The organism is Pseudomonas sp. LBUM1657 (assembly GCF_059716075.1).
In genome coordinates this window covers 3,612,844-3,626,089 of the sequence record NZ_CP166799.1, presented here as the reverse complement: position 1 = coordinate 3,626,089, position 13,246 = coordinate 3,612,844, and the positions used below count along the sequence as shown (strand labels likewise).

Sequence of the window (13,246 nt, the reverse complement as noted above, 5' to 3'; positions counted from 1 at the left end):
TCAATCACGGAGTTCAGGACGGTCGCGAAACTGCTCCAGCGCCTCGGGATTGGCCAAGGCATCGGTGTTTTTCACTTTCTGCCCATGCACCACATTCCTCACCGCCAGCTCAACCACCTTGCCACTGATCGTCCGCGGAATATCGGTCACCAGGACAATCTTCGCCGGCACATGACGAGGCGTGGTATTGGCACGAATGACCTGGCGAATCTGCTGTTCAAGTCCCGCGTCCAGTTCGACCCCGTCACGCAAACGGACGAACAGCACCACCCGGACATCGTCCTGCCATTGCTGACCGATGGCCACGCTGTCTAACACTTGCGGGACTTTTTCCACCTGACGGTAGATTTCCGCCGTACCGATGCGCACGCCGCCGGGATTGAGTACCGCGTCCGAGCGCCCGTGGATCATCATCGCGCCATGGGGCAGTTGTTCGGCGTAATCGCCCTGGGCCCAGACGCCGGGGAACTGGCTGAAGTAGGACGCTCGCAGTTTTTCTCCGCTGGGGTCGTTCCACAGGCCAATGGGCATCGCCGGGAAGTGCCGGGTGCAGACCAGTTCGCCTTTTTCGCCGATGACCGGCTTACCTTCGTCGTTCCACACTTCGACCGCCATGCCCAGGCTCTTGCCCTGCATTTCGCCGCGACGCACCGGCGAAAACGGATTGCCGTTGACGAAGCAGGAAACGATGTCGGTGCCACCGGACATCGAGGCCAGGCACAGGTCGGTCTTGAAGTCGCGGTAGACGAAATCATAGCTTTGGGGCGACAGCGCAGAACCGGTGCACAGCAGGGTTTTCAGACTGCTCAGGTCGTGGCTTTGCCGTGGCTTGACGCCCTGGCTTTCCAGGGTCGCGAGAAATTTTGGGCTGGTGCCGAACACACTGATGCGTTCGTCATCGATCAGGTCGATCAGGCGCGCCGGGTCAGGATGAAACGGCGAGCCGTCGTACAGCACCACGGCACTGTCCACGGCCAGGGCCGAGACCAGCCAGTTCCACATCATCCAGCCGCAAGTGGTGTAGTAGAACAGACGATCGCCGGGGCCAAGATCGACGTGCAGGCCGTGTTCCTTGACGTGTTGCAAGAGCACGCCGCCGGTGCTGTGGATGATGCATTTGGGCACGCCGGTGGTGCCGCTGGAATAGAGAACGTACAGCGGATGCGCGAAAGGTACGGGGGTGAAATCCGGCTCGCCGCCAGGGCTGTAAAAGTCGTCCCACAGCGCCACGTCGGCCTGGGTGCTGAAGTCTTCGATGCGTGCATCCGGTCGCGCGTAGGGCACGATGATCAACTGCTGCAGCGACGGCAGCTGTTGGAGAATTTCGTTGACCTTGGCGCTCTGGTCGATATCTTTGCCGGCGTAGCGGTAACCGGCGCAGGTCACCAGCACCTTCGGTTCAATCTGACCGAAGCGGTCGACCACGCCATGGGTGCCGAAGTCCGGCGAAGAACAAGACCAGATGGCGCCCAGGCTGGTGGTGCCGAGCATGGCCACCAGGGTTTGCCAGGTGTTCGGCATGCACGCGGCCACCCGGTCGCCAATGCCGACACCGGCGGCTTTCAAACTGTTCTGGAAACCGGCGACGTGTTCCGCCAGTTGCGCCCAGGTCAGTTGTTCGCGCTGACCGTTTTCTCCGACGGCCACTACCGCTACGGCATCGTCGCGCCGGCGCAACAAGTGTTCGGCGAAGTTCAGGGTGGCGCCGGGAAACCACTGGGCGCTGGGCATTTGCGGGCCCTCCACCAGCACCGCATCGGGCTGCTGATGGAAACGAATGTCGAAGAAATCAACGATGGCCTGCCAGAAGGCGACCCGCTGGTCGATGGACCATTGATGCAGGGCGGGGTAGTCGGCGACGTCAAGGTTGTGTCGCTGATTGATGAAGCGCCGGAAGGCCTCCATACGAGTCTTGCCGATGCGCTCGGCGCTGGGTTGCCACAAGATGTCGGACATGGTTTGCCTCTTCTTCTATCTTCAGATCCATTCGCAAGCAAGCCGCGCTCCCCCAGGGTTTTGTGGTTGGCGCCAGATTTTGGATCGACACCAACCCTGTGGGAGCGGGCTTGCTCGCGAAGAACGATAACGCGGTCTAGCCAGCCAGTTACTGCGCCAACCACCCCCCATCTATATTCCACGCCGCGCCCCGCACCTGGCTACCGGCTTCGCTGCACAAAAACAGCACCAGTTCGCCCAATTGTGGTGGCGTCACGAATTCCAGGGACGGCTGCTTCTCCGCCAGCAGATCATGCTGCGCCTGCTGCGGCTCGGTCCCCTTGGCGATGCGATCGTCAATCTGCTTCTGCACGAGCGGCGTCAGCACCCAGCCCGGGCAAATGGCATTGCAGGTAACATTCGTCGTGGCGGTTTCCAGGCCGACCACCTTGGTCAAACCGATCACCCCATGCTTGGCCGCCACGTAAGCCGCCTTGCCCACCGAACCGACCTGACCATGCACCGAGGCAATGTTGATGATCCGCCCCCAACCCTTGGCGCGCATGCCCGGCAGGCTCAAACGGGTGCTGTGGAACACCGATGACAGGTTGATCGCGATGATCGAGTCCCAGCGTTCCACCGGGAAATCTTCCACCGATGCAACATGCTGGATGCCAGCGTTGTTGACGAGGATGTCCACGCCGCCGAACTCACGCTCGGCGTAGGCGATCATCTCGGCGATCTGTTCAGGGTTGCTGACGTCGGCCGGATGATGGCCAACCTTGCCACCGAACTGCTCGACTTCGGCAATCACTTTGGAAGCGTCGCCAAAACCGTTGAGGATCAAATTGGCCCCGGCCTTGGCCAGGCTGAGGGCAATCCCCAGACCGATGCCGCTGGTGGAACCGGTGACCAGTGCGGTCTTGCCCGAAAGAGTCGTCATGAAAACCTCACACAATGCCAGTGGCGTAGAAAATACCGATCACCACAAAGACCGCCAGGGTCTTGATCAGCGTAATACAGAAAATGTCTTTGTAGGCCTCGCGGTGAGTCAGCCCGGTGACCGCCAGCAAGGTAATCACCGCGCCGTTGTGCGGCAGGGTGTCCATGCCACCACTGGCCATCGATGCGACTCGGTGCAAGACCTCCAGCGGAATGTTCGCGGCGTTGGCGGCACTGATGAACTGCTCGGACATCGCCGCCAGGGCGATGCTCATACCTCCCGAGGCGGAACCGGTGATGCCGGCCAGCAGAGTCACGGTGATCGCTTCGTTGACCAGCGGATTAGGAATGTTCTTGAGCCAGTCGGCCAGCACCAGAAAGCCCGGCAAGGAAGCGATCACCGCACCAAAGCCGTATTCCGATGCGGTGTTCATCGCCGCCAGCAATGCACCGCTGACCGCGCTTCTGCTGCCTTCGGCGAGTCTGCCGCGAATCGCCTTGAAGCCTAACGCCAGCACCATGATGATGCCAACCAGCAAGGCGGCCTGAACCGCCCAGATGGCCGTGAGTTTGGCGATTTCGGTGGTCACTGGCGCGGCCATGCCCGGCAGCGCGAGGCTGTGGGTCTTGCCATACCACTGTGGAATCCACTGGGTGAACAGCAAGTTCATGATGCCTACGGCCAGCAACGGCGACAGCGCGATCCATGGATTTGGCAGTTTGATGTCAGCAGCGGTTTCCGGCTCGTTGCGCAGTTCGGTGCCATAGCCTTCACCGGCGCGCTGCGCCTTGTTGCGCTGGCTCTGGAGAAACAGCATGCCGGCGCAGAACACGAAGATCGCACCGATCAAACCCAACCACGGCGCCGCCCAGGCGGTGGTGTTGAAGAACGTGCTGGGGATGATGTTCTGGATCTGCGGGGTGCCCGGCAGGGCGTCCATGGTGAACGAGAACGCGCCGAGGGCGATGGTCGCCGGGATCAGGCGCTTGGGGATGTTGCTCTGGCGGAACATTTCCGCGGCAAACGGATAGACCGCGAACACCACCACAAACAGCGATACGCCGCCGTAAGTGAGCAGGGCGCAGACCAGCACAATCACCAGCATCGCCTGACGGGTGCCAAGCAGACGAATCGCTGCCGCGACAATGGAGCGCGAGAAGCCGGACAACTCGATCAGCTTGCCGAACACCGCACCGAGCAGGAACACCGGGAAATACAGTTTGATGAAGCCGACCATTTTCTCCATGAACACCCCGGTGAAGGCTGGGGCAACGGCGGAAGGGTCGGTAAGCAGAACAGCGCCGAGGGCGGCAATCGGGGCAAAGAGGATAACGCTGTAGCCACGGTAGGCCGCGAGCATCAGCAGCGTGAGGGCTGCCAAGGCAATGATCACACTCATGGTGTGTCTCCTGGATTGTTATTTTTGTAGGGGTGGATCTTTGGTGGGAGAGGGCTATAGCGGGTTTCGTGCCAGATGATTAAGTTGTTGAAATATAAGGATATATTTTGATTCTTTGAGCTGGGTCGGAGCTTGTTGTCTCTATATGGAGACATTTATTGGCTGGAATGGCCTCTTCGCGAGCAAGCCCGCTCCCACAGTTGACCGCGGTCGAATGTGGGAGCGGGCTTGCTCGCGAAGCTTTTAAAGGCTGTCTATTGATGGAGACATGTATCTCTTTACTGAGACTCGACAATCCCCAATGCCACCATCTTCTTGTACAACGTCGACCGCCCCAGCCCTAACCGCGCCGCCGCTTCAATCACCTTCCCCCCGCATTGCGCAAGGGTGGCTTCAATCAACTGCCGATCAAACCGCTCCCGAGCCTCGCTGAACGTCTCATGGCCAACTCGTTCCATGGCCAGCGGAGCCGCACGCTCTACCGGCGTGAACGTGCCAATCGCCGCACGAATGTCTGCGGCATTCAGCATCAGGTCATCACTGAGCAATGCCGCCCGTTCCAGCACGTTACGCAGTTCGCGAATGTTCCCCGGCCAGGCATGTTGGCCCAGCAGGTCCAGTGCCTCGCGGTTCAGCTCATGCTGACTGCGCAGTTCCTCAAGGATCGCTTCGCTGAGGGCTGGCAGATCGTCGAGGCGATCACGCAGCGGCGGCACCTGGATCGGCAGCACGTTGAGGCGGTAATACAAGTCGGCGCGAAACTCGCCGCGTTTGATCGCCGCTTCCAGGTCGGTCGAAGTCGCGGCGATCACTCGCACATCGCTTTGAATTACTTCGTTGGAGCCCACCGGCTCGAATTCTTTTTCCTGCAGCACGCGGAGTAATTTGCTTTGCAAGGGCATTGGCATGTCGCCGATTTCATCAAGGAACAGCGTACCACCTTGCGCGATCTGCAACTTGCCGGCGCGCCCCTTGCGGTCGGCGCCGGTAAACGCGCCGGGGACCGTGCCGAAGAATTCGGCTTCCAGCAGCGACTCGGGAATCGCCGCGCTGTTGATGCTGACAAACGCTTTGTGGGCGCGCGGCGAAGCACCGTGGATCGCCTGGGCCAGCAATTCCTTGCCGGTGCCGGTTTCACCGAGCAGCAACACCGGTGACTCGGCGCTGGCACTGCGCCGCGCCCGGCGTTTGACTTCCAGGCTGGCCGCGCTGGTGCCGATAAAGTGGGCGAAGTTGTACTTGGTCTGCCGCGCTCGCAGCAGGGAGCGGGTAGACGCCAGTTCTTCCTGCATGCTCATGTAGCGCTTGAGCATCGGCGACAGGCTGCGCAATTCGTCGAACAGCGCAAAACCGATGGCACCGATCACCACGCCGGCATCGTCGTGAATCGGCAAACGCATGACCACCAGCGGTTCTTTGGGTGTGTCTTGCATGTCGAGCAAAATCGGCCGACCGGTACGCACCACCTCACGCAACAGACTACCGGGGATCACGCTTTCGCAGGCCTTGCCGATTGCCACTTCGGCCGACTCCAGGCCAAAGCGCCGGGCATACCGCTCGTTCATCCAGACGATATTCGCGTCACGATCGACAATCACCGTGCCTTCACTCGACTGCTCAATGATCTCGAACAACGAACGGATCGCCAGCAAGCGAACGCGCTGGTAGTCCTTGAGGCTTTCGGTGGTGTTCATGGGCTTCATGTCCGGAAAGTGAGGTGTCTGTGCGGGCCTCTTCGCGAGCAAGCCCGCTCCCACACTTGATCTGTGTCGTTCACAAACCCACTGTGGGAGCGGGCATGCTCGCGAAGGCCGCGACGCGGTCTAACTTCGTGACGCGGATTATGCCTACCCCGGATGCGCCGCCGCCAACAGCTCTTTGGTATACGGATGCTGGGGCGAATCGAACACGTCGTGGCTGGCACCGCTTTCCACCACTTTGCCGTCCTTGATCACGATCATGTCGTGGGCCAGGGCACGGACCACCGCCAGGTCGTGACTGATAAACAGATACGTCAGGCCGTGTTTTTCCTGAAGCTGACGGAGCAGGGCGACCACTTGTTTTTGCACCGTGCGATCCAGCGCCGAAGTGGGTTCGTCCAGCAGAATCAGCGCCGGTTTCAGCACCAGCGCCCGGGCGATGGCGATGCGTTGCCGCTGGCCGCCGGAGAATTCATGGGGATAGCGATGGCGGCTTTGCGGGTCGAGGCCGACCTCTTCCAGTGCCCGAATCACTTCGGCCTTGCATTCTTCAGCAGTTAACTGGCTATGCACTTCAAGGCCTTCACTGATGATCTGCGCCACGGACATCCGTGGGCTGAGGCTGCCGTAAGGGTCCTGGAACACCACCTGCATTTTCTTGCGCCATGGCCGCAACTGTTTTTGCGTCAGTCCGTCCAGCGCTTCACCCTGAAAGCGAATACTGCCTTCGGAGTCGAGCAGGCGCAGGATCGCCTGGCCGAGCGTGGATTTGCCGGAACCGGATTCGCCCACGATACCCAGCGTCTTGCCGCGCTGAATGTTCAAGCTGATGCCGTCCACCGCGCGCAGGTAAGTCTTGCGCTGAAACAGCCCGCCACCGAGGGCGAACTGCACCGACAAGTTGTCCACCTCCAGCACATTTTCCCGTTCGTCCCGGGGTAGCGCTTCACCTTCGGGCTCAGCGTTCAGCAGGACACAGCTATAAGGATGCTTCGGTTCGGTAAACAGCGTCTCGCAGGGCGCCTGTTCGACGATTTCCCCGGCCTTCATCACACACACTCGCTGGGCGATGCTGCGCACCAGATTGAGGTCGTGGCTGATCAGCAACAACGACATGCCAAGCCGCTTTTGCAGGGATTTGAGCAGCAACAGGATCTTGCGTTGCACCGTCACGTCCAGCGCGGTGGTGGGCTCGTCGGCGATCAGCAACTCCGGCTCGCAAGCCAGGGCCATGGCGATCATCACCCGTTGTCGCTGGCCACCGGATAGCTGATGGGGATAGGCCTTGAGGCGTTCCTTGGGTTTCTGAATGCCCACCAGGTGCAGCAATTCGAGAATCCGCGCCTGTGCCGCTTTGCCGGCCAGCCCCTTGTGCAGCAGCAGGGTTTCGCCAATCTGCTTTTCAATGCTGTGCAGCGGGTTGAGGGAGGTCATCGGCTCCTGGAAAATCATCGCGATGCGGTTGCCGCGCAACTCTCGCAACACCTTGGAAGAAGCGCCGAGCAGTTCGTTGCCGCGATAGCGAATGCTGCCTGTGGTTTCGGTACCGGTCTCGGGCAGCAGTTGCAGGATCGAATGCGCCGTCACCGATTTTCCGGAACCCGACTCGCCCACCAACGCCAGGCATTCGCCAGGGCGGATATCCAGGCACAGTTTGCGCACCACCGTCTGGCCGCTGAAGGCCACGCTGAGGTCACGGATTTCGATCAGGTTGCTACTCATATCAACGGTCCGCTTCATAATCGTGGATCAAGATCGTGGATCGAAGGCGTCACGCAACGCCTCGCCGATGAACACCAGTAAAGACAGAATCAATGCCAGAGTGAAAAACGCCGTCAGCCCCAGCCACGGCGCTTGCAGGTTCTGCTTGCCCTGGCCGATCAGCTCGCCCAAAGAGGCACTGCCGGCGGGCATGCCGAAACCCAGGAAGTCCAGCGCGGTGAGGGTCGAGATCGCCCCGGTCAGAATGAACGGCAGATAGCTCAGGGTCGCGTTCATGGCGTTGGGCAGGATGTGGCGCACGATGACTTTGCTATCGGTCAGGCCCAGCGCACGGGCGGCTTTGACGTATTCCAGATTGCGCCCGCGCAGGAACTCGGCACGCACCACGTCCACCAGGGCCAGCCACGAAAACAGCGCCATGATCCCCAACAGCCACCAGAAATTCGGTTCGACGAAACCCGACAGGATGATCAGCAGGTACAACACCGGCAACCCGGACCAGACTTCAAGCAGACGTTGACCAATCAGGTCGACCCAGCCGCCGTAATAGCCTTGCAGGGCACCGGCCGCAATCCCGATCAGGGCGCTGACAAGGGTCAGCATCAAGGCAAACAGAATCGACACCCTCGCGCCGAATATCACTCGGGCGAGTACATCCCGGGCCTGATCGTCGGTGCCCAGCCAGTTAACATTCGAGGGTGGGCTTGGCGCCGGTTTATTCAGGTCATAGTTGGGCGTGTCATCACTGAACGGGATCGGCGGGAACAGCATCCAGCCACCGTCCTTGAGGATCAGGTTCTGTACATAATCGCTGCGGTAGTCGGCCTGGAACGGCAGTTGCCCACCGAACTCCTGCTCGGTATGGCGCTTCAATGCCGGGAAGTACAACGAGCCCTGATAACTGACGATCAGCGGTTTGTCGTTGGCGATCAGTTCGCCACCCAGGGTCAGCAGGAACAGGCCGACAAACAACCACAGCGACCACCAGCCGCGACGGTTTTTCTTGAACCGTTCGAAGCGGCGGCGGCCCAACGGCGAGAGTTTGAACATCAGGCGTTCCTCGCGGCAAAGTCGATGCGCGGGTCGACCAGGGTGTAGCAGAGGTCACCGACAAGTTTTATCAGAAGCCCGAACAGTGTGAAGATGAACAGTGAACCGAACACCACCGGATAGTCCCGTGAAACCGCGGCTTCGTAACTCATGCGACCCAGGCCATCGAGGGAGAAAATCACTTCGATCAGCAGCGAACCGGCGAAGAATACGCTGATGAATGCCTGGGGAATCCCCGACACCACCAGCAACATTGCATTGCGGAACACATGGCCGTACAGCACCCGGCGTTCGCTCAAACCCTTGGCCCGGGCGGTGACTACGTATTGGCGGGTGATTTCATTGAGGAAAGAGTTCTTGGTCAGGATGGTCAGCGTGGCGAACCCGCCGATCACCAGCGCAGTGACTGGCAACACCAGGTGCCAGAAGTAATCGGCGATTTTGCCCACCGTCGACAGCGATTCGAAGTTGTCCGAGACCAGCCCGCGAACCGGGAACCAGTTCAAGGAAGTACCGCCGGCGAACACTACGATCAAGAACATCGCAAACAGGAACGCCGGCATGGCATAGCCGATGATGATCGCGGTGCTGCTCCAGATATCGAAATGGCTGCCGTGATGCACGGCCTTGCGGATGCCCAGCGGAATCGAAACCAGGTAGGTAATCAGCGTCGCCCAGAGTCCGAGGGAAATGGTCACCGGCATCTTTTCCAGGATCAGGTCGGTGACGCTGGCGCCGCGGAAGAAACTCTTGCCGAAGTCCAGGCGCGCGTAGCTGGTGAGCATCAGCCACAGGCGTTCCGGTGCCGGTTTGTCAAAGCCGTACTGTTTTTCGATGTCCTTGATCAGCTGCGGATCGAGGCCGCGACTGGCTCGGGATGTGCTGGACATGGTATCGCCCGAACCGCCGCCGACACTGGCCCCGCCAATGCCTTGCAAGTGCGCGATGGCCTGTTCCACCGGCCCGCCAGGCGCGGCCTGGACGATGATGAAGTTGACAAGAAGAATGATCACCAATGTCGGAATGATCAGCAGCAGGCGCCGCGCTATGTAAGCCCACATCAGTGCGGTCCTCCGGGTTTGCCACGGCGTATTCGCTCGGCGGTCATCTGTTGGTTGGTCAGCGGCGTGGTGCTCGTTTCCCACCAGCTCTCGATGGCTTCATCATTGCTCGCCTGCTCGTTGGGCATGCCGAAGCGATTCCACCACACGGTGGAGGTGCCCGGCGGGTAATAGTTGGGAATCCAGTAGTAGTTCCATTGCAGCACCCGGTCCAGTGCGTGGGCATAGCGCAGCATGTCGGCCTGGGTGGTCGCGCGGATCAGCCCGGTGATCAAAGTGTCCACTGCCGGGTTCTTCAGCACCATGTAGTTATTGGCACCGGGATCGTTGGCCGAGACCGAAGCGAAGTAATTGAGCAGTTCGCCCCCGGGCGAGGTCGTGACCGGGTAGCCGGTCACGATCATGTCGTAGTCGCGGCTCATCAGGCGATTGACGTACTGGGACGAATCGATGCGGCGGATGTTCAGGTCGATGCCAATTTGCTTGAGGGTGCGCTTGTACGGCAACAGCAATCGGTCCATGCCGTTCTGGCTGACCAGGAAGGTGAAACTCAGCGACTCGCCTTCGGCGTTGACCAGTTGATCGCCTTTGGGTTTCCACCCGGCCTGCTCGAGCAGGTCAAGGGCTTGCAACTGTTTGTCGCGAATCAAGCCGCTGCCATCGGTTTTTGGCGCTTCGAAGACCTGGGTGAAGACTTCGTCGGGGATCTGCCCACGCAGGGGCTCTAGAATCGCCAGTTCGCCGGCATCCGGCAAATGTCGGGCGGCGAGGTCAGTGTTGGAAAAGAAGCTCTGCTGGCGGATATACATATTGCGCATCATCTGCCGGTTGCTCCATTCGAAATCCCAGAGCATGGCCAGGGCCTGGCGCACCCGGCGGTCCTGGAACATCGGTTTTTGCAGGTTGAACACAAAGCCCTGGGCCGATTGCGGCGCTTGTGTTGCCAGATGAGCCTTCTGCAGACGACCGTCACTTAATGCCGGGCTGTCATAGCCGATGGAATAACCAGTGGCGGAAAACTCGCGGTTGTAGTCATAGGCCCCGCCGCGCAGGACCTGGCGCGCCACGTCGGTATCGCCGAAGTACTCAATGCTGAAGTGATCGAAATTGTAGAGGCCGCGACTGACCGGCAGATCCTTGCCCCACCAGTCGGGGTTGCGTTCGAAGGTAATGCTGCGCCCGGAATCTACCTTGCCCACTCTATAAGGGCCGCTGCCCAGCGGCGGCTCGTAACCGCCGCCACCGGCGAAGTCGCGCGTCTTCCACCAGTGCTCGGGAAATACTGGCAAGGTCGCGATGTCCAGGGGCAGGGTGCGGTTTTCGTTGTTCTTGAAGTCGAACCGAATGGTCCGCGGCGACTCCACTTCGACGCCTTTGACGTCGGCGAACTGGGTGCGATAACGCAGGCTGCCCTGGGTCATCAGCAAGTCGAAGGTGTAGCGCACGTCTTCGGCCATGATCGGCTTGCCATCGGCGAAACGGGCCTTGGGGTTCAGGTAGAACCGCAATGACAATCCGTCATCGGCGCGCTCCATTTTCTGCGCCACCAGGCCATACACGGTGTAAGGCTCGTCCAGCGAGCGCTGGGCCAGGGGCGAGTAGAGCAGGCCGTCGATCTGTGTGACGCCAATGCCCTTGTCGATGTACGGCAGGATATGGTCAAAGTGTCCGATTTCGATCGCCGAGCGACGCATCGTCCCACCCTTGGGCGCCTGTGGGTTGGTGTAGGCGAAATGACTGAAACCCGCTGGGTATTTGGCGGGTTCGCCGTACACGGTCAATGCATGTTGCGGTGCAGCATTCACACCGGCGGCGCCCAACAACAGGGCCACGGCAGTGAACAACAAAGTAGGGAAAGCGAGTCGCATTGTCAGCCTTAGAGCCGGGTGGTCGTTAACGACAATTTGTACGCTAGCGGCGCGTCCCTCGCCAGCCGAATCACGTAACAGAAATACAACGGCCCACCAAAAGGCGGGCCGTTGTGAAGAAACTATCGCGGATCGATCAATCCTGACGGCTGGTCACTTCCAGCAGGTGGTAGCCGAACTGGGTCTTGACCGGACCTTGCACCACGTTGATCGGTGCGCTGAAGACCACGGTGTCGAATTCCTTGACCATCTGGCCCGGACCGAACGAACCCAGATCACCGCCCTGGCGGCTGGAAGGGCACGTGGAATTGGCTTTGGCGACTTCAGCGAAGTCGGCGCCGGCCTCGATTTGGGCCTTCAGTTCGTTGCACTTGTCTTCGCTGGCAACCAGGATGTGACGGGCAGTGGCTTTAGCCATGGAAAATACTCCTTTTCAATGTTCAATAAAGTGCTGAGCCTACCGGATTCAGTGGGCTATTTCTCCTCAAAGTTCCGTCCATGTGGCGCAGCCCACTATGGTATTCCTCACAGGCCGGCCTTTTTCAGGCGTTCGGCGTGCTGCACATAGAGGTCAACCGGGTCGACACCCTTTCGGACCTGACCGGCTGTCTGGCTGATGCTGTCCAGATGATCCAGCGGATAGTCGGAACGGATCACTTTGCCCAGATGAGAGCTGAACCGGCCGACCATGCCGTCGTTTTGTTCGGCCTCGGTGATGAAGTATCGGGAAAAGGCCCGGCAGAAACCGTGCAGTGGATCGAGTGCGTTGAGCCCTTCACCGAGGATGCTGCCCTGCAAGGTGCCGCTCCAGGAATAGTAGCGAACGCCGTTGACCTGTTCGCGGCCCATGCCACCCCATGTGTTCGGTAGCCCTTGGGGATACTTGTCATTGAAGGCCCCAACACCTTCCGTGGTCAGTGCATTCAGCGCAGCAATGGCGTTTTGCGGCAGATGGCGGTTGCCACTGAGCAGCGACAGAAAGTCTGCGAACAACGTGGCGACCGTCTCGGCAACATGTTCCGGCAGGCGTCCGGGCGTCAGTGCCTTGCGTAGAAAGTCGGCCAGTTCCGAGCCGTGGTTCGGTCCGCTCACGGACGTCACCGAAGCGACGACGTCTGGCGCTACCGCCGCCGCATAACGAGCGGCGAGTGCGCCTTGACTGTGACCGATAAGGTTGACTTTTTTCGCATCGGTCCCTTCCAGCACCCGTTCGATCTGCGCCAGCAGTTGGTCACCGCGCGCCTCATTGCTATGGGTCGCCGACAGGTGCGGGACGAATACCCTGGCACCGGCACATCTGAGGGCTTGTTTGATCTCATGGAAGAGCTCGATTTTGCCAATGCGATCGAAGCCGAACAGCCCATGGACCAGCAGGATTGGAGAGTGAGTGCTTGCATTCCGTTGCATGTTTTTACCTTCTTCGCAGGAGTTCGTGGGTGTGGCTTGGGCCTCACTCTAAAACACTCCAACCTGCGCAAGATGTATGAAGAGTCCGCGGTAACCTGATGAAAACGGAATAGAAAAAGTACGAAAGTTCGGATGTGGACGAGGCCTTGGTCGGAATATTC

10 protein-coding genes are annotated in these 13,246 nt (G+C 59.9%); all 10 read right to left on the bottom strand.

What is annotated here, in order from left to right; all coding sequences use genetic code 11:
* Complete coding sequence (locus ACA055_RS16720) at positions 1-1,956, bottom strand: acetoacetate--CoA ligase (protein WP_497679652.1); 1,956 nt, start codon at positions 1,954-1,956, stop codon at positions 1-3.
* Positions 1,957-2,104: 148 nt separating this feature from the next.
* Entirely contained in the window at positions 2,105-2,878 is a 774-nt protein-coding gene (locus tag ACA055_RS16715) for a 3-hydroxybutyrate dehydrogenase (RefSeq protein ID WP_497679651.1), read from the bottom strand.
* A gap of 7 nt (positions 2,879-2,885) precedes the next feature.
* Positions 2,886-4,277 (bottom strand): GntP family permease, encoded by a 1,392-nt coding sequence (locus tag ACA055_RS16710; RefSeq protein ID WP_497679650.1) that lies wholly within the window; start codon positions 4,275-4,277, stop codon positions 2,886-2,888.
* 278 nt (positions 4,278-4,555) lie between these two features.
* Entirely contained in the window at positions 4,556-5,971 is a 1,416-nt protein-coding gene (locus tag ACA055_RS16705) for a sigma-54 interaction domain-containing protein (protein WP_497679649.1), read from the bottom strand.
* A 153-nt stretch (positions 5,972-6,124) separates the two neighbouring features.
* Positions 6,125-7,699 (bottom strand): ABC transporter ATP-binding protein, encoded by a 1,575-nt coding sequence (locus tag ACA055_RS16700; protein ID WP_497679648.1) that lies wholly within the window; start codon positions 7,697-7,699, stop codon positions 6,125-6,127.
* Positions 7,700-7,726: 27 nt separating this feature from the next.
* On the bottom strand, positions 7,727-8,749 hold the full coding sequence (locus ACA055_RS16695; protein WP_497679647.1) for an ABC transporter permease: 1,023 nt from the start codon (positions 8,747-8,749) through the stop codon (positions 7,727-7,729).
* Positions 8,749-9,810: a microcin C ABC transporter permease YejB gene (locus ACA055_RS16690; RefSeq protein ID WP_497679646.1), complete on the bottom strand. Its 1,062-nt coding sequence runs from the start codon at positions 9,808-9,810 to the stop codon at positions 8,749-8,751. Before ACA055_RS16690 ends, ACA055_RS16695 begins: the two co-directional genes overlap by 1 nt.
* Positions 9,810-11,678, bottom strand: coding sequence for an extracellular solute-binding protein (locus tag ACA055_RS16685; RefSeq protein ID WP_497679645.1), 1,869 nt, complete (start codon positions 11,676-11,678; stop codon positions 9,810-9,812). The genes ACA055_RS16690 and ACA055_RS16685 overlap by 1 nt, the downstream gene beginning before the upstream one ends.
* A 136-nt stretch (positions 11,679-11,814) precedes the next feature.
* Complete coding sequence (locus tag ACA055_RS16680; protein WP_008029538.1) at positions 11,815-12,096, bottom strand: peptidylprolyl isomerase; 282 nt, start codon at positions 12,094-12,096, stop codon at positions 11,815-11,817.
* Between the two features lie 107 nt (positions 12,097-12,203).
* Complete coding sequence (locus tag ACA055_RS16675) at positions 12,204-13,085, bottom strand: lipase family alpha/beta hydrolase (RefSeq protein ID WP_497679644.1); 882 nt, start codon at positions 13,083-13,085, stop codon at positions 12,204-12,206.
* Positions 13,086-13,246 lie beyond the last annotated feature (161 nt).

What these genes read in the sequence shown, in the direction of transcription:
- ACA055_RS16710 (WP_497679650.1), bottom strand. Translation starts at nt 4,277, where the DNA reads ATGAGTGTGATCATTGCCTTGGCAGCCCTCACGCTGCTGATGCTCGCG.
- ACA055_RS16695 (WP_497679647.1), bottom strand. Translation starts at nt 8,749, where the DNA reads ATGTTCAAACTCTCGCCGTTGGGCCGCCGCCGCTTCGAACGGTTCAAG.
- ACA055_RS16690 (WP_497679646.1), bottom strand. Translation starts at nt 9,810, where the DNA reads ATGTGGGCTTACATAGCGCGGCGCCTGCTGCTGATCATTCCGACATTG.
- ACA055_RS16720 (WP_497679652.1), bottom strand. Translation starts at nt 1,956, where the DNA reads ATGTCCGACATCTTGTGGCAACCCAGCGCCGAGCGCATCGGCAAGACT.
- ACA055_RS16705 (WP_497679649.1), bottom strand. Translation starts at nt 5,971, where the DNA reads ATGAACACCACCGAAAGCCTCAAGGACTACCAGCGCGTTCGCTTGCTG.
- ACA055_RS16675 (WP_497679644.1), bottom strand. Translation starts at nt 13,085, where the DNA reads ATGCAACGGAATGCAAGCACTCACTCTCCAATCCTGCTGGTCCATGGG.
- ACA055_RS16680 (WP_008029538.1), bottom strand. Translation starts at nt 12,096, where the DNA reads ATGGCTAAAGCCACTGCCCGTCACATCCTGGTTGCCAGCGAAGACAAG.
- ACA055_RS16685 (WP_497679645.1), bottom strand. Translation starts at nt 11,678, where the DNA reads ATGCGACTCGCTTTCCCTACTTTGTTGTTCACTGCCGTGGCCCTGTTG.
- ACA055_RS16715 (WP_497679651.1), bottom strand. Translation starts at nt 2,878, where the DNA reads ATGACGACTCTTTCGGGCAAGACCGCACTGGTCACCGGTTCCACCAGC.
- ACA055_RS16700 (WP_497679648.1), bottom strand. Translation starts at nt 7,699, where the DNA reads ATGAGTAGCAACCTGATCGAAATCCGTGACCTCAGCGTGGCCTTCAGC.